The 22,232-nt window shown below is 64.3% G+C and carries 25 protein-coding genes; 10 read left to right on the top strand and 15 right to left on the bottom strand.

Annotated features, from left to right (window positions below; all coding sequences use genetic code 11):
* Positions 1–56 precede the first annotated feature (56 nt).
* The 5 genes from AC0L2U_RS10395 (at position 57) to rpsP (ending at position 4,441) form a co-directional block, all read left to right on the top strand.
* Entirely contained in the window at positions 57–656 is a 600-nt protein-coding gene (locus tag AC0L2U_RS10395) for a DUF1236 domain-containing protein (RefSeq protein ID WP_127397842.1), read from the top strand.
* Positions 657–828: 172 nt separating this feature from the next.
* Positions 829–1,779, top strand: a complete 951-nt coding sequence (locus AC0L2U_RS10390) for a CPBP family intramembrane glutamic endopeptidase (RefSeq protein ID WP_292141410.1) — start codon at positions 829–831, stop codon at positions 1,777–1,779.
* Between the two features lie 277 nt (positions 1,780–2,056).
* Positions 2,057–3,667, top strand: a complete 1,611-nt coding sequence (gene ffh / locus AC0L2U_RS10385; RefSeq protein ID WP_127808674.1) for a signal recognition particle protein — start codon at positions 2,057–2,059, stop codon at positions 3,665–3,667.
* Positions 3,668–3,674: 7 nt separating this feature from the next.
* A complete protein-coding gene (locus tag AC0L2U_RS10380; RefSeq protein WP_473601872.1) occupies positions 3,675–4,007 on the top strand; it encodes a chorismate mutase in 333 nt (110 codons plus the stop codon).
* 35 nt (positions 4,008–4,042) lie between these two features.
* Positions 4,043–4,441 carry a 30S ribosomal protein S16 gene (gene rpsP / locus AC0L2U_RS10375; protein ID WP_127808673.1) on the top strand — a complete coding sequence of 133 codons (399 nt, stop codon included), beginning with the start codon at positions 4,043–4,045 and terminating at the stop codon, positions 4,439–4,441.
* A gap of 80 nt (positions 4,442–4,521) precedes the next feature.
* On the opposite strand, the gene AC0L2U_RS10370 is transcribed toward rpsP, so the two are convergent.
* The 3 genes from AC0L2U_RS10370 to AC0L2U_RS10360 form a co-directional block, all read right to left on the bottom strand.
* A complete protein-coding gene (locus tag AC0L2U_RS10370) occupies positions 4,522–4,785 on the bottom strand; it encodes a YMGG-like glycine zipper-containing protein (RefSeq protein WP_127271330.1) in 264 nt (87 codons plus the stop codon).
* 151 nt (positions 4,786–4,936) lie between these two features.
* A complete protein-coding gene (locus tag AC0L2U_RS10365) occupies positions 4,937–5,323 on the bottom strand; it encodes a DoxX family protein (RefSeq protein ID WP_245491560.1) in 387 nt (128 codons plus the stop codon).
* Positions 5,324–5,433: 110 nt separating this feature from the next.
* Complete coding sequence (locus AC0L2U_RS10360) at positions 5,434–6,363, bottom strand: bestrophin family protein (protein ID WP_245482884.1); 930 nt, start codon at positions 6,361–6,363, stop codon at positions 5,434–5,436.
* 162 nt (positions 6,364–6,525) lie between these two features.
* Here AC0L2U_RS10360 and AC0L2U_RS10355 point away from each other — a divergent pair, with 162 nt between their 5' ends.
* Positions 6,526–6,933, top strand: coding sequence for an ACT domain-containing protein (locus tag AC0L2U_RS10355; protein WP_292696555.1), 408 nt, complete (start codon positions 6,526–6,528; stop codon positions 6,931–6,933).
* A 162-nt stretch (positions 6,934–7,095) separates the two neighbouring features.
* Here AC0L2U_RS10355 and AC0L2U_RS10350 read toward each other — a convergent pair whose 3' ends face one another.
* Together AC0L2U_RS10350 and AC0L2U_RS10345 are read right to left on the bottom strand one after the other, a co-directional pair.
* Positions 7,096–8,130, bottom strand: coding sequence for an aspartate-semialdehyde dehydrogenase (locus tag AC0L2U_RS10350; protein WP_023814446.1), 1,035 nt, complete (start codon positions 8,128–8,130; stop codon positions 7,096–7,098).
* A gap of 107 nt (positions 8,131–8,237) precedes the next feature.
* Positions 8,238–8,369 carry a hypothetical protein gene (locus AC0L2U_RS10345; protein WP_281040148.1) on the bottom strand — a complete coding sequence of 44 codons (132 nt, stop codon included), beginning with the start codon at positions 8,367–8,369 and terminating at the stop codon, positions 8,238–8,240.
* 196 nt (positions 8,370–8,565) lie between these two features.
* On the opposite strand from AC0L2U_RS10345, the gene AC0L2U_RS10340 reads away from it, so the two are divergent.
* Positions 8,566–10,440 (top strand): DEAD/DEAH box helicase, encoded by a 1,875-nt coding sequence (locus AC0L2U_RS10340; RefSeq protein ID WP_473601871.1) that lies wholly within the window; start codon positions 8,566–8,568, stop codon positions 10,438–10,440.
* Between the two features lie 120 nt (positions 10,441–10,560).
* Here the strand turns inward: AC0L2U_RS10340 and AC0L2U_RS10335 are convergent, their stop codons facing one another.
* Positions 10,561–11,910 carry a glycosyltransferase gene (locus AC0L2U_RS10335; protein WP_473601869.1) on the bottom strand — a complete coding sequence of 450 codons (1,350 nt, stop codon included), beginning with the start codon at positions 11,908–11,910 and terminating at the stop codon, positions 10,561–10,563.
* 198 nt (positions 11,911–12,108) lie between these two features.
* Here AC0L2U_RS10335 and AC0L2U_RS10330 point away from each other — a divergent pair, with 198 nt between their 5' ends.
* Positions 12,109–12,822, top strand: coding sequence for a DUF805 domain-containing protein (locus AC0L2U_RS10330; RefSeq protein ID WP_473601973.1), 714 nt, complete (start codon positions 12,109–12,111; stop codon positions 12,820–12,822).
* Positions 12,823–12,895: 73 nt separating this feature from the next.
* Positions 12,896–13,567: a DUF805 domain-containing protein gene (locus AC0L2U_RS10325; protein ID WP_127383219.1), complete on the top strand. Its 672-nt coding sequence runs from the start codon at positions 12,896–12,898 to the stop codon at positions 13,565–13,567.
* On the opposite strand, the gene AC0L2U_RS10320 is transcribed toward AC0L2U_RS10325, so the two are convergent.
* The 6 genes from AC0L2U_RS10320 to leuD form a co-directional block, all read right to left on the bottom strand.
* A complete protein-coding gene (locus AC0L2U_RS10320) occupies positions 13,564–14,040 on the bottom strand; it encodes a GNAT family N-acetyltransferase (protein WP_292633905.1) in 477 nt (158 codons plus the stop codon). The genes AC0L2U_RS10325 and AC0L2U_RS10320 overlap by 4 nt on opposite strands.
* 4 nt (positions 14,041–14,044) lie before the next feature.
* Positions 14,045–15,148 (bottom strand): 3-isopropylmalate dehydrogenase, encoded by a 1,104-nt coding sequence (gene leuB / locus AC0L2U_RS10315; RefSeq protein ID WP_292633903.1) that lies wholly within the window; start codon positions 15,146–15,148, stop codon positions 14,045–14,047.
* Between the two features lie 161 nt (positions 15,149–15,309).
* Positions 15,310–15,660: a VOC family protein gene (locus tag AC0L2U_RS10310; RefSeq protein WP_473601867.1), complete on the bottom strand. Its 351-nt coding sequence runs from the start codon at positions 15,658–15,660 to the stop codon at positions 15,310–15,312.
* Between the two features lie 13 nt (positions 15,661–15,673).
* A complete protein-coding gene (locus tag AC0L2U_RS10305) occupies positions 15,674–16,057 on the bottom strand; it encodes a RidA family protein (protein ID WP_127808664.1) in 384 nt (127 codons plus the stop codon).
* 328 nt (positions 16,058–16,385) lie between these two features.
* The gene (locus tag AC0L2U_RS10300) at positions 16,386–17,321 is read right to left on the bottom strand and encodes a hypothetical protein (protein WP_128289604.1); all 936 of its coding nucleotides are present in this window, start codon (positions 17,319–17,321) and stop codon (positions 16,386–16,388) included.
* Between the two features lie 78 nt (positions 17,322–17,399).
* Complete coding sequence (gene leuD, locus AC0L2U_RS10295) at positions 17,400–18,005, bottom strand: 3-isopropylmalate dehydratase small subunit (RefSeq protein ID WP_023810900.1); 606 nt, start codon at positions 18,003–18,005, stop codon at positions 17,400–17,402.
* A 127-nt stretch (positions 18,006–18,132) separates the two neighbouring features.
* Between leuD and AC0L2U_RS10290 the strand changes: the two genes are divergently transcribed.
* Complete coding sequence (locus tag AC0L2U_RS10290) at positions 18,133–18,558, top strand: GNAT family N-acetyltransferase (RefSeq protein ID WP_127271072.1); 426 nt, start codon at positions 18,133–18,135, stop codon at positions 18,556–18,558.
* A gap of 193 nt (positions 18,559–18,751) precedes the next feature.
* Here the strand turns inward: AC0L2U_RS10290 and AC0L2U_RS10285 are convergent, their stop codons facing one another.
* Genes AC0L2U_RS10285 through AC0L2U_RS10275 form a run of 3 tightly spaced genes read right to left on the bottom strand, consistent with a single transcriptional unit; the run spans position 18,752 to position 22,232 of the window.
* Positions 18,752–19,918: an NAD(P)/FAD-dependent oxidoreductase gene (locus AC0L2U_RS10285; RefSeq protein ID WP_473601864.1), complete on the bottom strand. Its 1,167-nt coding sequence runs from the start codon at positions 19,916–19,918 to the stop codon at positions 18,752–18,754.
* Between the two features lie 29 nt (positions 19,919–19,947).
* A complete protein-coding gene (locus AC0L2U_RS10280; RefSeq protein ID WP_292702377.1) occupies positions 19,948–21,549 on the bottom strand; it encodes an ATP-binding protein in 1,602 nt (533 codons plus the stop codon).
* Positions 21,540–22,232 (bottom strand): response regulator transcription factor, encoded by a 693-nt coding sequence (locus tag AC0L2U_RS10275; RefSeq protein WP_127808659.1) that lies wholly within the window; start codon positions 22,230–22,232, stop codon positions 21,540–21,542. Before AC0L2U_RS10275 ends, AC0L2U_RS10280 begins: the two co-directional genes overlap by 10 nt.

The raw sequence follows: 22,232 nt of genomic DNA, 5'->3' as shown, positions 1-22,232 counted from the left end.
CGCATAAGCTGCTGCCCCGTTTTGGCTGCCGAGGGACCTGAAAACGGAGAGAAACCATGAAATCCCTGTTGTTTCCGGCGGTAGCCGGAATGCTGACCGTGATGTCGGGCGCCGCGCTTGCCGATACCGCTGTCTCAGCCGTCACCGATCTTAACGTGCGCGCCGGACCCGGCCCGCAATATCCTGTGATCGGCGTGCTCACCGCCGGCCAGTCGGCAACGCTCAATGGCTGCATCGAAAACAGCAAATGGTGCACCATAGCCGAGGCCGGCGGCCAGGGCTGGGTCTATTCCGACTATGTCACGGCCGATATCGGCGGCAGCCGCGTGGTGCTGACGGAACGGCGCTCCAGCGTTGCTGTCGTCTCGCCGCCTGAGGACATCGGCAACTACTCGACCGATTATACCGGCGCGATCATCGCCAGCGATCCGGTCGTGGATGACTTCCCGCCGCCTCCGGCTGAAATCCGCACCTATGTCGACACGCATCGCCTCGATCCCATCTATCTCGAAGGCGAAGTGGTGACCGGCGCGACCCTGCCCGACACCGTCGAGCTACGCGAGATTCCGGACTACAATTACCGCTATGTCTATGTGAACGGCCAGCGGGCGCTGATCGATCCGCAGACCCGGCGCATCATGTACGTCGTTCGCTGACGACAAATCGGCACAAGCGGCCGCTGCGATTGCAGCGGCCGCCAGCAGGCGGCGCCGCCGCGCGGCGCTCTCCTGCGCCGACTTGCTTGGCCTAGTCCTTTGCGGAAAACCATTCCGATTTTTCCGGCCATCGGTTAGTCAAATAGGCGATGACTTTGGCAAGGGAGCCCGCGTGACCATCGATCCGGCCGCCTTCGAGCGTTACAGGCATTCGCCGAACGCCAGGACGACCTTACCGCGCCTGTTGCTCGGAACGGGCATCGTGGTCCTTTTTTGGGGAGCAACCACCGTGGCCGTGCTGGTCGGCGGCACCTATGCCTTCATCGCCTGGCAGGCGACCCCATCATCCGGCATTCAGGGCTTCCTCGCTTCGCCCCTCGGCATCCTCACCGCGCTCGTCTCGTTCGCCGGCATCTGGATCGGCCTGTGGGTCGCGATGCGCTGGGTGCACGGCGAGAAGCTGTCGGCGCTGCTCGGCAACAGCCGACGAGTTTCATGGCCCGACTTCCTCAAAGGGCTGATCGCGGTGCTGATCACGTCGTTCATATCCGAGGTCCTGCTCTATCTGCTGCAGCCGCAGATCACGCGTGGCCCGATCGGCCTGTCGTCCTGGCTGCTGTTTGCGATCCCGATCGCCGCGCTCACTTTGCTGCAGACATCCTCTGAAGAGGTGCTGTTTCGCGGCTATCTGCTGCGCGGTCTCGCCAACCGGTTCACGAGCCCGGTAATCTGGGCCCTGCTGCCGGCCCTGCTGTTCACCTCGCTGCATTGGAGCGCGAGTTCGTCGCCAGCCATCAATGCTTGCGTGCTGGCGTCTATCGCCGCTTTCGCGCTGCTGCTGACGCTAGTGGTCTACGCAACCGGCAATCTCGGCGCCGCCTTTGGTGCTCATCTCGGCAACAACCTGACCGGGTTTCTCTTGATCTCGCATCAGGACAGCTACAATTCCTTCGCCCTGTTCAACGCCAGGCCGCTCGAAGGGCCGGGCTGGGCGACGTCGGATGCGGTTCTCATCGCCTTCATCGGCATCGCCTGCAGCCTGCTGACCATCGTGCTGCTTCTACATCCGCGTTCGCCGCTCAAGCTCGCCGCCGAGCTTCCGGACCGGACGAGCACGGCGTGATTGCAGGCCCGGGAACGACGCAATCCGGCCTTGTCTTGACTCCGCGTCCGATTTCCTGTCTACACGCCCCGAATTCCGCGACGAGTATCCCTCCGAGCAAGCCGACCAGGACGCCGAAACCTCTTTGAGGTGAAGTGCTGTAAATCGATCCTGGAGGCCAACACCCGGCAGCGCTGAGCGCCCCCGGGTGCTTTTTGGTTTTGGCTTTTGGTTGGACACTGGGCGCGAACGCATTACCTCTCGGGCATCATCCGGGTGCCAGGGAAAAGGAAAACGAATGTTTGAATCGCTACAGGAACGTCTTGGTTCGATCCTGAACGGCCTCACCGGCCGCGGCGCGCTGTCGGAGGCTGATGTCTCGGCAGCACTGCGCGAGGTGCGCCGCGCGCTGCTCGAAGCCGATGTGGCGCTGGAAGTGGTGCGTTCCTTCACCGACAAGGTGCGCGAGAAGGCCGTCGGCGCTGCCGTGGTCAAGTCTATCAAGCCCGGCCAGATGGTCGTCAAGATCGTCCATGACGAACTGGTCGACATGCTCGGCGCCGAAGGCGTCGCCATCGATCTCAATGCCCCGGCGCCGGTCGTCATCATGATGGTCGGCCTGCAGGGTTCCGGCAAGACGACCACTTCGGCCAAGATCGCCAAGCGTCTTTCCGAGCGTCAGAACAAGAAGGTCCTGATGGCCTCGCTCGACACGCGGCGCCCCGCCGCGCAGGAGCAGCTTCGCCAGCTCGGCGAACAGGTCAAGGTTGCCACGCTGCCGATCATCGACGGCCAGTCGCCGGTCGACATCGCCCGCCGCGCCGTGCAGGCGGCCAAGCTCGGCGGCCACGACATCGTCATCCTCGACACCGCCGGCCGTACCCATATCGACGAGCCGCTGATGGTCGAGATGGTCGACATCAAGAAGGTGTCGAGCCCACACGAAATCCTGCTGGTCGCCGATTCGCTGACCGGCCAGGACGCCGTCAATCTGGCCAAGAGCTTCGACGAGCGCGTCGGCATCACCGGCCTCGTCCTGACCCGCATGGACGGCGATGGCCGTGGCGGTGCGGCTCTTTCGATGCGCGCCGTCACCGGCAAGCCGATCAAGCTGATCGGCACTGGCGAAAAGATGGACGGGCTGGAGGAATTCCACCCCAAACGCATCGCCGACCGCATCCTCGGCATGGGCGACATTGTCTCGCTCGTCGAAAAGGCCGCCGAGAACATCGACGCCGAACAGGCGGCGGCGATGGCCAAGAAGATGCAGTCGGGCAAGTTCGACCTGAACGATCTCGCCGGCCAGCTTCAGCAGATGTCGAAGATGGGCGGCATGGGCGGCATCATGGGCATGATGCCCGGCATGGGCAAGATGAAGGACCAGATGGCCGCCGCCGGTCTCGACGACAAGATGTTCGGCCGCCAGCTCGCCATCATCTCGTCGATGACCAAGGCCGAGCGCGCCAATCCCGATTTGCTCAAGCATTCGCGCAAGAAGCGCATCGCCGCCGGTTCCGGCACCGACGCGGCCGAAATCAACAAGCTGCTCAAGATGCATCGCGGCATGGCCGACATGATGAAGGCGATGGGCGGCAAGGGCAAAGGCGGCGGCCTGATGCGCGGCATGATGGGCGGTCTCGCCTCCAAGATGGGCCTCGGCGGCATGATGCCCGGCGGTATGGGCGGCATGATGGGCGGCGGCATGCCGGACCTGTCGAAGATGGACCCTAAGCAGCTCGAAGCCTTGCAGAAGCAGGCACAGGCAGCCGGCCTTGGCGGCGGCATGAAAGGCCTTCCCGGCGGCGGTGGCCTGCCTAGCGGCATGCCCGGTCTGCCCGGCGGCATGAAACTCCCCGGGCTTCCCGGCCTCGGCGGTGGCGGGCTGCCCGGCCTTGGCAAGAAGAAGTGAGGACGCCATGAACGAAGAGAAGGACATGGCCGACGCCCGCGCTCTCCTGTCCGATTACCGCGCCTCGATCGACAACATCGACGCGGCCCTCATCCACATGCTGGCCGAGCGCTTCCGCTGCACCAAGGCGGTCGGTGTGCTGAAGGCGACGCATGGCCTGCCCCCGGCCGACCCGGCACGCGAGCAGCAGCAGATCGCCCGGCTTCGCCAGCTGGCGAAGGACGCCCATCTCGACCCGGATTTCGCGGAAAAATTTCTCAACTTCGTCGTCCGCGAAGTGATCCGCCACCACGAACAGATCGCCGCTTCCGCTTCCAACGGCGTGACGAAAACTAACTGAAACCCAATCAACGAACTTAGTTTAGGAGAAAAGAAATGCCCTTGAAGATCCGACTGGCCCGTGCGGGCTCGAAGAAGCGTCCTTACTACCACGTCGTCATTGCCGACGCCCGTTCGCCGCGTGACGGCCGGTTCATCGAGTCGATCGGCTCGTGGAACCCGCTGCTGCCCAAGGACGGCGAACGCGTCAAGGTCGACGCCGACCGCGTCAAGCATTGGCTGGCGCATGGCGCCCAGCCGACCGACCGCGTGCTGCGCTTCCTCGACGAGGCTGGCCTCGTCAAGCGCGACGCCCGTTCCAACCCGAAGAAGGCCGAGCCGGGCAAGAAGGCGCAGGAACGCGCTGCCCTTCTGAAGAAGGCGCAGGAAGATGCCGCTGCTGCTGTTGCGGCCGCCGCTGCACCGGCCGAGGCGGAAGCCGCCACCGCCGAATAATTGCTCTATTCGCATCCAGGAAAACGGCGGGCCATGTGCCCGCCGTTTTGCTGTCCAGTTCTGTCTGTAAGAGCTGCCGATCAATAACCGTCCGGGCAGCGGTCGACGTAGACGCGGCCACGGCGATCACGGTAGCGGCATTCGCCACGCTCGCTCGCCCGGCCGATCAGCGCGCCGGCAACGGCGCCGACAGCACCACCGACGACGGCGCCTTCAACCGGATCGCCAGCGACCGCCGCACCGACGGCAGCCCCACCGAGGCCGCCTACGGCCGCGCCTTTTTCCGTTTGCGAACAAGCGGCGAGCGGCACCAGCAGCGCCATCAAAAGCATCATTTTCTTCATCATCGTTCCTCTCCGATAGGAGCCGCCTCCGCCGCCAGGCGAATCTCTAACTCGCAACTCCGCGATTCGATCCCTGAGACATTGCCCGGCAAGGGGTTCAGGCTTTCAGCGGAAAGCGATGCTTCGATCTGGATCTAACGGCTGAACGGGATCAGCGCGCGGACGCGCGCAGATACACGCCACCCCACAGGATAATGCCGAGATAGACGCCGAACAGAATGTGCGAGAACAGCGGGCTGTCGACACGGACATTCGTGGCGATGGCGCCGCCCATATAGGCGGTGAGCAGGATGGCGCCGAGCACCGAGGTGCGCGGCAGTGCATAGAGAGCGGTCGAGATCAGGCCGATGACGCCCAGCATGCGCGCGACATTGGCATCGGCCGGCCAGCCGAGCGGCACCATCGTCTGGGTGACGACATCGAGCGGCGGCAGCTTGATGACGCCATCGAAAATCATGAACAGCACGATGACGCCGCTGAGCGCGCGGCCGGCCCATAAAGCGCCCGGCGAGACGGGCGCGATTTCGGAAATGCTCATGGTGGTCCCTCCTAGTGGTTCGAGCCCTTTTCGCTGGGGTCGAACCAAGGACGTGGCATGGGGCTGCGATCCGACAGAGGTCCGATTGTTTTAAGCCCGCGCGCCTTCGCCTAGGAAAAATAAAACTTTTCCGCGGGGATCATCTTCGGCGGCGTTTCGCCCAGCGCTTCGAACACCGAGATTTCGCAGACACGGCAGAGGCCGTCGAGTGCAAGGTCGTTGGCCTCGGTGCCGAACGGATCCTCGAGCTCTTCCGACAGCGCGTCGAGGCCGAAGAAGGTGTAGGCGATCAACGCCGTGAACAGCGGCGTCGCCCAACCGGTGGTCGAGATCAGGCCGATCGGCAGCAGCAGGCAGACGATGTAGGCCGTGCGATGCACCAGCAGCGTGTAGGCGAAAGGTAACGGCGTACCGGCGATCCGCTCGCAGCCGGCCTGGATGGCGGCGATCGACGCGAGCCTCTCATCGAGGATACGAAAGCCGATCGAGTCGACGTCGCCCGCCCGGCGTTGCGCATTGGCACGCCGGCCCATGCGCCTGACCATCTCATCCGCCGGATTGGAAAAGGCTGCTGCCTTGTCCGCCTCGGCGTCGATGAAGGCACGGGCATCCTTCATGCTGTCGATCTTGCGCAACTGCCCGCGCAGGAAATGGCAGAAGGCGAGCGCTTCCATCAGCAAGGCGCGCTGTTCGGTCTGGTCCGGGATGAGGCTGGTGGTGGCGCGGGCCAGGTTGCGCATTTCGAAGACCAGCGCGCCCCACAGCTTGCGCGCCTCCCACCAACGGTCGTAGGCGGCGTTGTTGCGGAACGAGAGATAGATCGACAATGTCACGCCGACCAGGCCGAAAGGCGTGATGTTGAAGACGCTGAAATCAAGCTGGAACCGGCGCGCCACGGCCAGAATGATCGCGGAATAAAGCGCGAAGCCCAATATCTGCGGCAGGATGCGTGGCACGACTGACCCGCGCATGATGAAGAACAGCTGCAGGAATGTGGGGCGCGGGCGAACGATCATCGAAGGCCTTTCACGGGCCGGCATCGGCCCTCAGCTCCTCTATTGTGCGATGCGACAGGTCCGCAAGCCCAGCCGCCAGCGACATCGCCATGTCGTCCTTGCAGCGCCAGGACTATCGGCACGCGCCGGTCGCGGATATTGAAGAGCACGTGGGCTGCGGCCCATTTCTGCAGGCGAGAGAAACGAATGACCGGCGAGACCGATCTGAAGACACTGCTGGCGTCGATGACGCCGGAACTGCTGGCCGGCACCTATGTCTTCGCCACGCTGGCGCCTGGCGTCGCTCAGCCGGAAGGCGTTGAGGCGGTGATGGTGTTTCGTGAGCGCGAGGGCGTGACGCTGATCGTAACCGAGGAGAAGGCCATCGCTGCGGCACTGACCGCGTCATTCCGCTGCCGGATGGTCACGCTGAACATCCATTCGTCGCTGGAAGCCGTCGGCTTCCTCGCCGCCATCACCACGCGCCTCGCCGCCGCCGGCATGGGCGTGAACCCGGTTTCGGCCTTCTACCACGACCATCTGTTCGTCCCCGCCGACCGGGCGGAGGAAGCGCTGGAGCTGCTGGTTGGGTTGGCGGCTGAGAATCGAAGCTGAGGCTGGTGCTGCCCCTCATCCCCCTGCCGGGACCTTCTCCCCGTGAACGGGGAGAAGGGAGCTAACGGCCAAAGGCCGAACACGCGACTGCGGGCCGCCGATCGTTCGGCGCCCCCGCGGAGGGCCCGCCGCGGCAGCGGCGATACGGCCCGTGAGCGAAAACTAAGCCGCCTTCTTCTTCGGCTGGATCAGGCCGCGCTCGACCAGCAGTTCGGCGATCTGCACCGCGTTGAGTGCGGCGCCCTTGCGCAGATTGTCGGAGACGATCCACATCGACAGGCCATTGTCGATGGTCGAATCCTCGCGGATGCGCGAGATGAAGGTGGCGTCCTCGCCGGCCGATTCCAGCGGCGTGATGTAGCCGCCGTCCTCGCGCTTGTCCAAGACCTGGCAGCCTGGGGCTTCACGCAGGATATCCCGCGCCTCGTCGGCGGTGATCGGCTTTTCGAACTCGATGTTGACCGCTTCCGAATGGCCGATGAACACCGGCACGCGCACGCAGGTCGCCGTCAGCTTGATCTTGGGGTCGAGCATCTTCTTGGTCTCGGCGACCATCTTCCACTCTTCCTTGGTGGAGCCGTCGTCGAGGAACACGTCGATGTGCGGGATGACGTTGAAGGCGATGCGCTTGGTGAACTTCTTGACCTCGACGCCATCGGCGACGAAGACCGCGCGGGTCTGGGTAAAGAGTTCGTCCATACCTTCCTTGCCGGCGCCGGATACCGACTGGTAGGTGGCGACGACGACACGCTTGATGGTGGCGAAGTCATGCAGTGGCTTCAATGCCACCACCAGCTGCGCCGTCGAGCAATTCGGATTGGCGATGATGTTCTTGCGCGTGAACAGCGAGATCGCGTCCGGGTTCACTTCCGGCACGATCAGCGGCACGTCCTGGTCGTAGCGGAAGGCCGACGAATTATCGATGACGACGCAGCCCTGCTTGCCGATCTTCGGCGACCATTCCTTGGAGACGCTGCCGCCGGCCGACATGATGCAGATGTCGGTGTCGGAAAAATCATACTGGTCGAGCGTCTTCACCTTCAGCGTGCGGTCGCCGAACGACACTTCCGTGCCCTGGCTGCGCCGCGACGCCAGCGCCACGACTTCGCTTACCGGAAAGCCGCGCTCTTCCAGTATGTTGAGCATTTCCCGGCCCACATTGCCCGTGGCGCCGACGATCGCTACCTTGAAACTCATCGAAAAATCTCCTGTCCCTCTCCGCTTGGTTTTTGGAGAAACCCGCTGGCCGATGCGGGTTCCGTCCCCCGGGCCGAACCCGGGAGAGGGTGGTTAGGCCAAGGGAGTCACACCGTTTTGGTGGTGGTTTTGGCCATAGTTTTGGTTGAACGCAGGAACGCGTGCTCCGACCGTCCGCGAACCATGCTGCCATGGCCGGAGAAGTCGAGTGCATAAAGCGCCATCAAAAGGCCGCGCATCGAAACTGTCCTGTTCGGTGCCGGCTTTTACGCGGTTTGCGTCAAGAGTCAATTGGCGAGCGACGCCGGTTTCCCCTGCGCCCTGTACAATCGCGGCTGCGCGAAGTACGAACGGTCAAGATTGTTTGGCTGGCGCTAGGTCGGCCCCGGCATGTGCTCCATGATGAGCGCGGACCCTAAATTCCGAAAGAGTGAGATGTCCAACTTCGAAGCACTTGTTCCAGCGCTTGCCAGGGCGCTGGAAAAACGCGGCTATTCCGAGCTGACGCCCGTCCAGAAAGCGGTCGTCGCGCCGGAACTCGGCGAGGCCGATGCGCTGGTTTCGGCGCAGACAGGCTCCGGCAAGACGGTGGCCTTCGGCCTCGCTCTGGCGCCGACCCTGCTTGAGGGCGCGGAGCGCTTTGGCCACGCCGCCGCACCGCTGGCGCTGGCGGTGGCGCCGACGCGCGAACTCGCCTTGCAGGTGACGCGCGAACTGGAATGGCTCTACGAACTGACCGGCGCCACCGTGGCGTCCTGCGTCGGCGGCATGGACATGCGCTCGGAGCGGCGTGTGCTGGAGCGCGGCGCCCATATCGTCGTCGGCACGCCCGGCCGGCTGCGCGACCACATCACCCGGCGCTCGCTCGACATGTCGGCGCTGAAGGCGGTGGTGCTCGACGAGGCCGACGAAATGCTCGATCTCGGCTTTCGCGAGGACCTCGAATTCATCCTCGACGCCGCTCCGGCCGAACGCCGCACGCTGATGTTCTCGGCCACCGTGCCGCGCTCGATCGCCACGCTCGCCCAGGGCTACCAGCGCGATGCGGTGCGCATTTCGGCCGCCGGCGAGGAGAAGCAGCATCTCGACATCGAATACCGGGCGCTGAGCGTCGCCCAGCCCGACCGCGAGAACGCCATCATCAACGTGCTGCGCTATTACGAAGCCAAGAACGCGCTGGTGTTCTGCAACACGCGTGCCGCCGTCAATCATCTGACCGCGCGCTTCAACAACCGCAACTTCTCCGTCGTGGCGCTTTCGGGCGAGCTCAGCCAGAACGAGCGCAGCCATGCCTTGCAGGCAATGCGTGACGGCCGCGCAAAAGTCTGCATCGCCACCGATGTCGCGGCGCGCGGCATCGATCTGCCCAATCTCGAGCTGGTCATCCACGCCGATCTGCCGACCAATCCGGAAACGCTGCTACACCGCAGCGGCCGCACCGGTCGCGCCGGGCGCAAGGGCGTCAGCGCGCTGATCGTGCCCAACAGCGCCCGCAAGCGCACCGAGCGGCTGCTGCAGAACGCCGGCCTCAAGGCAACATGGGCGAGCCCGCCCTCGGCCGACGACGTGATGCGGCGCGACGACGAGCGCATCCTGGCCGACCCGGTTTTCGACGAGCCGGTGAAGGACGACGAACGCGGTTTCATCGACGCGCTGCTCGCCAGACATGGCGCCGAACAGGTGGCCGCTGCCTTCGTGCGCCAGTGCCGCGCCAGCCGCTCGGCGCCCGAGGACCTCATGGAGATCGCGCCCTTCACGCCGTCGCGTGAAAGACCGGCGGGCGAAAATTTCGCGCGCCGCGACGAGGCGCCCAGCCGCCGCGACGATTTCGGTGACAGCGTCTGGTTCTCGCTGTCGATCGGGCGCCGGCAGAATGCCGAGCCGCGCTGGCTGATCCCGATGCTGTGCCGCACCGGCAGCATCTCGAAGCGCGAGATCGGCGCCATCAAGATGCAGCCGGAAGAGACCTACGTGCAGATATCAGCCGACTGGGCCGACCGCTTCCTGGCCGCGATCGGTCCCGACCGCAAGCTGCAAGGCAACATCCTGGTGAAGCGGCTCGACGGCCAGCCCGATTTGTCGCGCGCCGGCTATCAGCCGCCAAGCCCCGACAAGAAGCCGCATCGCGGCAAGGCGCCGTTCGACCCCAACGCGCCGAAGCGCAAATTCGAAAAACGTGCACCGGCTTCAGCCGATCAGCGCCCGGCTGCCGTGCATGAGGCAAAGCCATGGGCAAAGAAGCCCGGCAAGCCGAAATTCGACACCACCGGCGCGCCTAAGCACAAGAAGGCGATGAAGCGGCCCGACTAGAGCATTTCACCGTTTCACGGAAACGGCGATCTGCTCTAACTCTTTGTTTTGACGCAATTCCCAAGGGAAAACGCTATGCGTTTCCCGGGAAAACCGCTTCACACTTTTCCTAGAATTGCTCTAGGACTTCGGCCGGAGGGACGCGCTTGCCTGCAGGCCAGCCTTGATGGCCGCCCAGCTGGCCGATGCCGGCGTCGGGCGATGCTGCTTTGCGATGCGTTCCGTCAGCGATGAGCGCCAGTCCGCGTCTTCCGCCATCCTGCGGATCGCAGCGTACCAGCCGGCCTGGTCATTGGAATCGATCGCCGGCATCAGCCCGCCGCTCGCCTCGATCAGCGACGGCGCGGTCGAGACGATGACCGGAATGCCGAAATCGAGACATTCCGAGGCGCCATAGCCCCAGCCCTCGATATGCGAGGGAAAGACCCCGAAGGAAGCGCTGCGATAATATCGGATGAGCTCCTCATCGCTGATCGCTCCGGTGAACGTAACCCGCTCAAGCAATCTCGGATGGGCCTTGAGATAGGCGCGCAGCGGATCGATCATCCAGCCCCAGCGCCCGGCGCAGACGAGCCGCGGCAGCTTGACGTCCTCGTCGAGCGCCTGCTGCCATATCCGTGCCAGCAGGATGTGGTTCTTGCGCACTTCGATGGTCGAGCAATAGAGCACGAACGGCTCGTCGGCCTCGATGCGCGAAGTCTGGCCGATGCGCGAAGCCGTCTCGTACAGGATGGACGGCATCGGAAACCGGTATACCACCGGCTGCGTGACGCCTGCCTGTTGCATATGATCGGTCAGCGTCGCACCAACTTCGTCGGATGCACAAAATGCCGGCGCGCCGGAACGCACGAGGTGCTCGAGATATGACCCGTAGCGAGCCTCGCCAGGGCTCATACCAACCATGTCGGGGCGCAGTGTCGGGATGAGATCGTGGCAAAGAAACGCAAGGCCACCGGCGCGCCCGGAGACGGCGGCTCGGTCGTCCCCGGTCAGAATGTGATGGCTGATCAGGACAAAGCCGCGTTCGGCCTCGTGCGGTTGGCTTGGAACCTGACGCGGGGCCAACCGGGTCCGCGCCCGCTGGTACAGACGATAGGCCCGGATCAGCAGCCTGGTCGCCTGATAGGCAATCCCTTTGCGGCCATGGGTCACCGTCTTGGCAAGATGGCGGTCGGCGTCGCGCTTGCCCCATGGCTGCTGCCTCACCGCTTCGAGGGCCTGCGACATCGCCGTGCGTCTCCCAGGCCATCGTTTGAGGCGCCAGGGTGAAATCTCGCCCGTCGCGACATGGTCCTGCTCGAAAGGAGCGAGGGGGCGAAACCGGCCTTCCCACGGTCGGAACGCCACCACCTCCACGCTAGCGTCGGGATCGGCCAGGGCTGCGCTGACGAGAAAGCTTTCCACCCGTGGGATGCCGACAAGTCCCTGGCCGGACGGCCAGAACGTCAGGCCGGTGGCGTCGATGGCCAACCTGGGAGACTTTCTTTCCCGTCCATCTTCAATCGCGGTTTTACTGTCAGGACTCTCGACTGTCATGTTCTGCTTCTGTCGAAGGCGGTTGCACTCGATGCCTTATGCTTCATTTGCCGCGAAGAGGGTAGCCACGGCTTGCCCATCGGCTCGGCCCTGTGCCACCTTCGGCCGGGACGTGGCGAGCGGGGGTGGCAAATGCGCGGCGAAGTGCTTCACTATGACGAGGACCAGGGTTTTGGCTTCATCACCGGAGCCGACGGCAACCGTTACACCTTCACCCGCGAGAACCTGCGCCAGCAAACCGCCATGCCCAACGGCACGGCCGTCGAGTTCGAGCCGGGCGGCGGCCAAGCGCGCGACGTCTTTTCGATCGCTGCTGCGACCGCCCCTCCGGCGGCCGCAGACCCCAGCATCAAGGCCGCACCGGCCCAGGCCAGCGTTCCGCCTGCAGCGGCCCCATCTCCTGCGCAGCATTTCGGCCGATCTTCCGAGACAGCCGAGCCCAGTGATCTCTGGGGCTATTTCTGGCGCGGCGTGACGCAGAACTATTTCAATTTCGCCGGACGCGCCCGCCGCAAGGAATATTGGGGCTACTGCCTGTTCTGGACGGTTTGCCTGCTGATCATCGGCGGCATCGGCCTGTACACCGATATGGATATGGGCGGTTTCGACAGTGATATCTCGGGCGCGATAACGGTCGGGTTGTGCGGCACGTTCCTGCTGGCGACACTCCTTCCCAGCCTCGGCATGATCGTGCGCCGGCTGCACGACATCGGCCTGTCGGGCTGGCTCTGCCTGCTGATCCTGATTCCGACCATCGGCAGCCTGATCATCCTGGTCTTCGCGCTGATCCCGACGCAGGCCCGGGAAAACCAGTGGGGGCCGGTGCCTGCGGGCGTGAGAATATAGTTTGCGTGCATATTGCAATCGCACCCAACCCTGGGTAGCATTCGCCGTAGCTAGCGTGAATGGGGGGCTGGGTATGCGCGGTGCGGTGCTTCACTACGACCAGGATCAGGATTACGGATACATCAACGGTATCGACGGCAAGCGCTATATCTTCACCCATAACGATCTGAATCAGGGGGTGACCCTCGCCAGGGGCGCCCTTGTCGAGTTTCAGCCGGATGACGGTACGGCGCACGATATAGTCGCCGTCACCCCGACAGCGCCATCGCCAAGCACGGGCCAGCCGCGGCAGCCACGCCGTTCGGCCGAGAGCAGGCCCGCCTATTCCACGGGTCTGTGGGCTTACTTCTGGCGCGCGATAATTGCGGACTATAGCAATTTCAAAGGTCGCGCCCGCCGCAAGGAATTCTGGGCCTTCTGGCTATTCTACACCCTCGGGATATTGGCGCTTCTAGGCTTCGGAATACTCGTTGACCTGGCGTTCAATGGCTTCAAAACCAATGCGGACAGGACGCCGATGAGGGCCATAGGGCTCATACCCTTCCTGGTCTTCTTTTCGGGATTGATCCTGCCGTCGATTGCCCTCGTCGTGCGGCGTGTGCATGACGCGGGTCTGAGCGGCTGGTTTGCACTGCTGGGCTTCATCACTCCCATTGGCAGCATTGCCTTGCTGGTCTTCGGACTTCTGCCGTCCCAGGTGGGCGAAAACCCTTGGGGACCAGTGCCGGCAGGCGTCAGGATCTAGCCGCTTTTCAGCGCCTCGCCCGAAAGCCTGAGAAAGACCTTCTGGCCGTGGCGTTCGGCGCCAAGCCGGTCGTAGAAGCGCAGTGCGCCCTCGTTCCAGCCCTCGGTGGTCAGGTCGATGCGGCCGATGCCTTCGCGCAGGCAATGATCGGCGAGAAAGCCGATCAGCGCCCGGCCCACGCCGGCGTTGCGGGCTTTGTCGCGCACGAACAAATCCTTGAGGAACAGCAGCCGCTCAAGATCGATGCCGGGATGCGCGATCGCCACCGACGCCAGGCCGCCGACCTCGCCGTCGACGAAGGCGAGCGCGAAATGCGGATAGGCCGGGCTTTCCTCGCCAAGCCATTTGCGTGCAGCAGACAGGGCCCGGTCAGCATCGAGAGGCGGCTGCCGGTAATGCTCCGCCATCTCGCACAATATGGCCGCGAGCGCCGTCGCGTCCTCGATCGTCGCCCAGCGGACGTCGACCGTCACGATATCAGCCCAGGAATTTGGCGATGATCGCGTCGCCCATCTGAACCGTACCGACCTCGGTCATGCCATCGGACATGATGTCTTTCGTCCGCAGGCCCGCGTCGAGCACGGCGGCGATCGCGCTTTCGACGCGGTCGGCTTCATCGACCATGCCGAAGGAATAGCGCAGGCACATGGCGAAGGAGGCGATCATGGCGATCGGGTTGGCGATGCCCTTGCCGGCGATGTCGGGCGCCGAGCCGTGCACCGGCTCGTAGAGCGCCTTGCGCTTCTTGGTCTTCACATCAGGCGCGCCGAGCGAGGCCGACGGCAGCATGCCGATCGAGCCGGTCAGCATGGCGGCGATGTCGGACAGCATGTCGCCGAACAGATTGTCGGTGACAATGACGTCGAACTGCTTTGGCCAGCGCACCAGCTGCATGCCGCCGGCATCGGCCAGCATGTGGTCGAGCTTGACGTCGGAATAGCGCGCCTTGTGGGTCTGGGTGACGACCTCGTTCCACAGCACGCCCGACTTCATCACATTGCGCTTTTCCATCGAGGTGACGTGGTTCTTGCGGGTCCGTGCCAGTTCGAAAGCGACGCCCGAAATGCGCTCGATCTCGAACGTGTCGTAGACCTGCGTGTCGATGCCGCGCTTCTGGCCGTTGCCGAGATCGATGATCTGCTTGGGTTCGCCGAAATAGACGCCGCCGGTCAGCTCGCGCACGATCAATATGTCGAGGCCTTCGACCACCTCCTGCTTGAGCGAGGAGGACGCCGCCAGCGCCGGATAGCAGATGGCCGGGCGAAGGTTGGCAAACAGCTCCATGTCCTTGCGCAGGCGCAGCAGGCCGGCCTCAGGGCGCACCTCGTAGGGCACCGCATCCCATTTGGGACCGCCGACGGCGCCGAACAGCACCGCGTCGGCCGCCATCGCCTTTTCCATGTCGGCATCGGAGATCGCCGCGCCATGCGCGTCATAGGCGCAGCCGCCGACCAGCCCCTCATCGGTGGCAAAACCGCTGCCGAGCTTGTCGTTCATGACCGCGATCAGTTTCTTGACCTCGGCCATGGCCTCGGGACCGATGCCGTCACCGGGGAGCAGGAAAAGATGCTTCGTTGCCATGGAGGAACCGTCCTGGAAAGAATTTGAACCGCGGCCTTGCTAAACGCCAAGCCGGTTGTGCGCAAGGAGTAACGCAGCGATCAAGAACAACCTCGTTCGTTTGCGATCCTTCGCGCTCCCCTCTGCCCCGCCAGCCTCCCGCAAATTGCAGCGCCTTGCCTTCACCGATGCGAGAGAATGTTGACCAGCCAGCCGAACGGATCGCGGACATAGAAGCGGCGCACGCCCCAGGGTTCGTCGGCCGGTCCGTATTCGATGGCGAAGCCCGCCGCTTTCATGGCATCGAACGCCGCATCGACATCATCGACCTCGATCGAAAGATCCGGCACCGGCGTTTCGGAGCCGCCTTGCACCATGAAGCTGACCTGGACATCCATCTTTGCTTGCGAGCCGTAGGTGGCGATCCAGCCAAGGTCCATAAGCACATCGAGGCCGAGGACATAATGATAGAAACGCTTGGCCGCAGTGGCATCCGATGTCTCGATATTGGCAACGATGCGCCGGACTTTCATCGTCGGTCGCCTTTCATTCCGTGCGCCGCAACGCCGTCACCTCGATCTCGATCTTCATTTCCGATCTGTTGAGCTGGCAGACGATCATCGTCGCCGCCGGCCTGATGTCGCCGAACGTCTCGCCGAGGATCGGGAAGACCACGTCCACGAAGGCCTGGTCAGTGATGTAGTAATGCGCCCGCACCACGTCGGCCATCTCGAAGCCGCCGTCCTGAAGCGCCTTGCCGATCGTCGCCAGGCAATTGCGCGTCTGCGCCTCCACCGTCTCCGGCATCGTCATCGTCGCATAGTCGTAGCCGGTCGTACCGGACACGAAACACCAGTCGCCCTGCACCACTGCACGCGAATAGCCGGCGGTCTTTTCGAACGGCGAACCGGTGGAGATGAGTTTGCGCATGGGGCCTCGCAGGATTTGGTGGCCATTTTGCCGGAAAAGGGTAGGGCGGGTCATGGGCCAGAGGCCACCAATTGTTGCCACGAGCCGGAGCTAGGACGGTGGAGATTAGCCGAACCCTGGCGTCTTCGTCATCCTATGGCGAAGCAAGGAGCGAAGCGACGCGGCGCAGACCCCTGGAGCTGCTCCGCAGCCCAAGGGATCCATGCCGCGACTTCAAAGCGTTGCAGCGGTTCAGAATTCTGCTCCGCCGCGCCCTCCGACAACCGTCACGGCATGGATCCTCGGGTCAAGCCCGAGAATGACGAAGGCGTGGTGGTCGCTGCCGCGTCTAGTTCCCCAGCGCCTTGTCCAACGCCGCCTTCACATCCGCCGGCCATGTCGCTACATCAGGCCACGCCTGCGGCTTGCCATTGTCGCCGCGGCGCGCAAAATAGAGCCTGTGCTTGGCCGGGTCGACCGCCATGAAGCCGTCATTGCCGCCGCAGTCATGCGGCACGCAGCCGCTGGCGTAGAAGGCGCCCGAAGCGGTCTTTTCGGTGCCGCCGCCGACCAGCAGGCTGGTCGCCATGTCGGGCATGTCCTTGCCGAGCAGCTTTTCCGCTTCCTTGTAGACGGCCTCGTTGTGGAAGGCGTCGATGATGTTCTGGTACTTTTCCGGATCGATGTCTTTCCAGTCCGTGCCGGGTTCCGGCATGTAGGTCAGATTGCCCGAAATCGTCAGCCCATCGGTCGGCGACCATTGCAAAGCCGGCTTCTCATCCCCCGGCAGCAGATAGGGCACGAAATAGATGGCGTTGTCGGACACCGCCGAGGGCGGCGCGCCGCACTGGTCCTGCTCGACCGTGGTGCTCTGGATGGTGCCGCCTTCCGGTTTCCAGACGATCACCGTCGCCGGCCCGCATTGGTTGCCGCCGTCGCCGACATCGAACAGCGCCACCTTGACGCCGCCGACCTCGACTATTTTGTCGAAGAAGACGTCATAGTTGGTGGCCAGCTGCTTGCCGTCATAGGCAAGCACCTTCTCACCGTCCTGTTCCGGTTGGGTGATGGTCAGCGTGCCGCCCTCGAAGGGTACAGGCGCCTGGCTGTCGTCATCGTCGGCTAAGGCCACATTGTTGTTGGTGCTCGGCGCGCTCTGGCCGGCGGCCCCGCCGGACGCATCGTCAGCCGGCACGAGCACCCTGTCGGTCTGTGCATGCGCGCCAGCCAGCGGCATCAGCATCCACGCCAGCGCACAGACGCCGGCAAGAAGCGAACGTGTCATGACTGTCCCTCCGCAACGAGCCCGGCGCAACGAATCCGGCCTGAAAGCTGCCGGGCCTCCGCCTGGAGTGTGTACCGCTCAGGCCCAGGGGCGCTGTTCGGCGTTGCGCTTTTCGAACGACGCGATGGCGCCGGCCTTCTCCATGGTCAGGCCGATGTCGTCGAGCCCGTTGAGCAGGCAGTGCCGCTTGAAATCGTCGAGGTCGAAGGTGACGACACCGCCGTCGGGACCGCGGATTTCCTTGGCCTCAAGGTCGACCGACACCGTGGCATTGGAGCCGCGCGAGGCGTCGTCCATCAGCTTCTCAAGATCCTCGGGGCTGACGGTGATCGGCAGGATGCCGTTCTTGAAGCAGTTGTTGTAGAAAATGTCGGCGAACGAGGTCGAGATGACGCAGCGAATGCCGAAGTCGAGCAGCGCCCATGGGGCATGCTCGCGCGATGACCCGCAGCCGAAATTGTCGCCGGCAACCAGGATCTGCGCCTTGCGGTAGGCCGGCTTGTTGAGTACGAAATCCGGGTTTTCCGAGCCGTCATCCTTGTAGCGCATTTCGGCGAACAGGCCGGTGCCGAGCCCGGTGCGCTTGATCGTCTTGAGGTAATCCTTCGGGATGATCATGTCGGTGTCGACATTGACGATCGGCATCGGAGCGGCGACGCCGGTGAGCTTGGTGAACTTTTCCATGGCTTTTGCCCGTGTTTTCGTTGCGGGGGGATTGCTGAGGCACGGTTTACACAAAGCCGGCAGCAAATAAAAGGCAACTGTTCGTGCACGGTGGCACAAGCCAGCCCGATGGTGCAGTCTGGCGGCCATGGCAGAAAACGCACACGTCCTCTATGCGCGTGAACCCGCGCTCGACATCGCCGAATTCCGGCGTGTGCTGGTCGAATCCGGCCTCGGCGAGACTCGGCCGGTCGATGATGAAGCACGCCTGCGGGCGATGCTGTCGGGCGCCAATCTGGTGCTGACCGCGCGTCTTGACGTCGAAGGCAAGCCGCTGGTCGGCGTGATCAGAGGCATCACCGACTTCTCCTGGGTCTGCTACATCTCCGAACTCGCCGTTTCCCGATCGGCACAGGGGCTCGGCATCGGCAAGGGCCTGATGGACGAGGCGCGCCGGCAGCTTGGACCGTCGGTCGCCATCAGCCTGATCTCCATGCCCGACGCCGTCGGCTTCTACGAACGTATCGGCATGAAGCGCATGGCCGACGCCTTCTGGTTCGACCGCAAGGGCTGAGGTCTCTCTGGTTGGGGAACGAGAGAAGCGCGCCTTGCCTTCTCCCCCTGTGGGAGAAGGTGGATCGGCGCGCAGCGCCGAGACGGATGAGGGGTGTTCCAGCGGAGTGAGGCGTTGGCGTTCCCTGGAACACCCCTCATCCGTCGCCTTCGGCGACACCTTCTCCCACAGGGGGAGAAGGAAACGCCAACGCTCAAATCACGTTCAATTCCCGGAACGCCCGCCCTTCCGCGACTCGACCATACCCGAACGCCGAACAATCCACCGTGCGATAGCCGCCATGCACGATCAGTTCGGCCAGCGCCTTGCCGACCGCCGGCGCCTGCTGCAGGCCATGGCCGGAGAATCCGTTGGCGAACAGGAAATTGCCGACTTCGGGATGCGGACCGATCACCGCGTTCTGGTCGAGCGTGTTGTAGTCGTAGTGGCCGGCCCAGGCGCGGGTCGGCTTGATCGCCTCGAAGGCGGGAATGCGGGTCGCCAGCACCGGCCAGATCACCTCTTCGAACAGCGGCCAGTTTACCTCGAAGTCACCGGGATCGGGTGCGCGGTCGCCTTCCGACGGTTCGGCGCCGCCGGTGAGGTAGACCGAGCCTTCCGGACGGACATAGATGCCGGAGGGATCGACCAGCAGCGGCATGTCGGCATATTTCTCGCGCGCCTCGAAGACGAAGACATTGCGCTTGCGCGGCTCGACCGGCAGTTCAAGCCCGGCCATGGCAGCCACCTTGCCGGCGTTCGGGCCGGCGGCGTTGACGACGATGCCGGCCTTCAGCGTCTCGCCATTGCCGAGGCTCACCCCGGTGACGCGATTGCCATCGCGCGCGATGGCGGTGACATCGGCGGTGATGAAATCGACTTTCTTCTGCCGCAGCGCCTTGCGGAACAGCGTCAGCATCGCATGCGCGTCGAACCAGCCTTCGCCGGTGCGGCCATAGGCGCCGGCTGAAATGCCCTCGGTCGACAGCCACGGGAACCGGCGCACCAGCGCATCGGCATCCTCGAGCACGATGTCGGCGCCCTCGGCCATCTGCGCCTCGTGATTGCTCTTGAGGACCGGCAAGCCGTCCTCGCCGGCAAGGATGAGGTAGCCGCCTTCGCGAAAGCCGATATCGGCGTCGGCGCCGAACTCTTCCTTCAGCCGCCGGAACAGCTTTAGCGTGAACTGCGACAGGCGGATGTTTTCCGGGATCGAGAATTGCTGGCGGATCGAGGCCATGGACAGCGTCGTTGCCGCATGCGCGAATTGCGGATCACGCTCGACTAGCGCGATCGTGCCGGAAAACCCTTGCTCGCGCAGATAGTAGGCGACCGAGGAGCCGACTATGGCTCCACCGATGATGACGATGTCGTAGCGCATGTTCTCTCCGATCCGGCCGATGGTGTCCTTCACGCCACCGGCAGAATGATCTCGAAGCGCGTGCCGCGTTCGCTGTCAACCAGCGCGATCATACCATCATGCGCTTTCAGGAGGGCCAGCACGATGCCGAGCCCCATGCCGGTGCCGCCCTGCTCGCGCCGCGTGGTGAAGAACGGTTCGAAGATGCGCGCCCGGTTGCTCGGCGAAATGCCGGCGCCGTCGTCGCTGACCAGGATGCTCGCCTTGCCGCCGGCGCTCGTAGCCGAGACAGAAACCGCCGTCGCGCCGTGCCTGGCCGAATTGTCGATGAGATTGGCCAGCACGATAGCCGCGTTCTCGGCCGATATGCGCAAGCCGATTTCGCCGCCGGCTCCGACGCGAACCGCCAGCCTGTTGTCGACGGGCAGCAGCGCCAGCGCCGCACCGAGCGATGTGCTTTCGCCGCTCGGCGCCAGGTTTTCGGCGCGCGCCAGGTCGAGCAGGCGGCGAACCAGCAGATTGAGCCGTCCCGCATCGGTGACGATATTGTCTGAAAAGCGCCGCCGCTCCGTATCGTCCATCGCGCCACCGGAATCGCGCAGCAGTTCGGCCGCGCCCTGGATCGCCGTCAACGGCGATTTGAGCTCATGCGACACATGGGTGGCGAAAGTCTGGATTGAGTCCGACCGCGCCTGAAGCTTCTCGGCCATGTCGAGGAAGGCGGCGGACAGCTCCGCCATTTCTCGCGTGCCGTGATGGTCGAGCGGCCGGATCGCCGCGCGGTCGCCGGCGGCGATGCGCTCGGTACGGTCGATCAGCGCATAGATCGGTCGGCTGACGGTGCGCAGGAAGATGAGGCCGATGAGCAGCGTGCCGCCGATTATGGCAATCGCCGCCAACGTCACCTTGCCGCGTTCGCCATAGAGATGTTTGATGATGTTGTTCGGCGTCCGCGACACATAGACCACGCCGGCGACCTGGCCGCCGACAGCGACCGGCAGGGCGACGAAGACACGCACCTTGGTGCCGCGGCTGACCGAATAGAGCGGTGGCGTCGGCTGGTCGGGAATGCGCAGCCTGAGCGCGCTGGCATAGTGACCGGCAAGTGCTGTGCGCACCTCTTCGGCCGCACTGAGCGACTGGCCGACCTCGCCGCGCCCGGCAATGACGACGCCCCGGGGATCGAGCAGCCGGAAGCCGGCCAGCGTGGTTTTCTGCGTGGCGTCGAGAATACCGGACAGGCGCGCACCGATCGCCGCGAAGGCAGGATCGGCGGTGGCAGCGATCGCCGCCGGCCGGGTCGGCAGCACATAGTCGGAGGCGAGATCGAGTTGCGGCTCGATCGGCTTGTACAGCGGGCCCGGATTGACGCTTCGGCTTGAATCCCCGCCTGGCCCCGGCATCGGCGCGCCGAGCTTGTCCGCCGCAATGCCGGCGTCGCGCACATCCTGCGCATAGATGGCGGCGATGGCCGCCCCTTGCGCGATCAACTCCGCTTCGGTCTGGCGGATCAGCTGGTTCTCGTAGAGGCGGAAGAAGAACAAGCCGACCAATGGCAGGGCCATTACCATGATCAGGATGGCGACGACGACCGTGGCAAGCCGTGGCCGCCACTTGCGGCCGATCCATTTGCCGGAAGTCGTCAGCCGCATCGGCCGAGCCGGAAGCCGACGCCATGCACCGTCTCGATAACGTCAGGGCAACCCACTGCTGCCAGCTTGGCGCGGATGTTGCGGATGTGGCTGTCGACGGTGCGGCCGGCGACATGGATGTTTGCGGCATAGGCGCTGGCCATCACCGCGTCGCGGTCGAGCACATGCGCGGGCCGCGCCAGGAATCCCTTCAGGATCGAGAATTCGATCCCCGTCAGGGCAAGCGCCTTGCCGTCGAAGCTGGCAGCGTGACTGGCCGGCGCCAGAGCCAATTTGCCATGCGAAAACTGCCTGTTGTCGACCGGCTCGGACGCCGCCGGGCGGGCGCGCCGCAGGATGACGTTGACGCGGGCGACCAGTTCGCGCGGGCTGAATGGTTTCGTCACATAGTCGTCGCCGCCCATTTCGAGCCCGAGGATGCGGTCGATCTCCTCGTCGCGCGCGGACAGGAACAGCACCGGCACATCGGATGTGTGCCGCAGCCGCCGGCAGACCTCCAGCCCGTCCATCTCCGGCATGCCGATGTCGAGCACGACAAGATCCGGCGCCCGGCGGCCGATCGCCTGCAGGGCGGCGGCACCGTCGGCCACGCCTGTCGTTTTCATGCCGGCCTTTTCCAGCGCAAAGCAGATCACCTCGCGGATGTGCGGGTCATCGTCGGCGACGAGGATGTGATGCGGCAT

This window comes from Mesorhizobium sp. WSM4808 (assembly GCF_055811675.1).
Note: the sequence above shows the minus strand (reverse complement) of the source record. Positions and strands in the feature narration are given on the sequence as shown.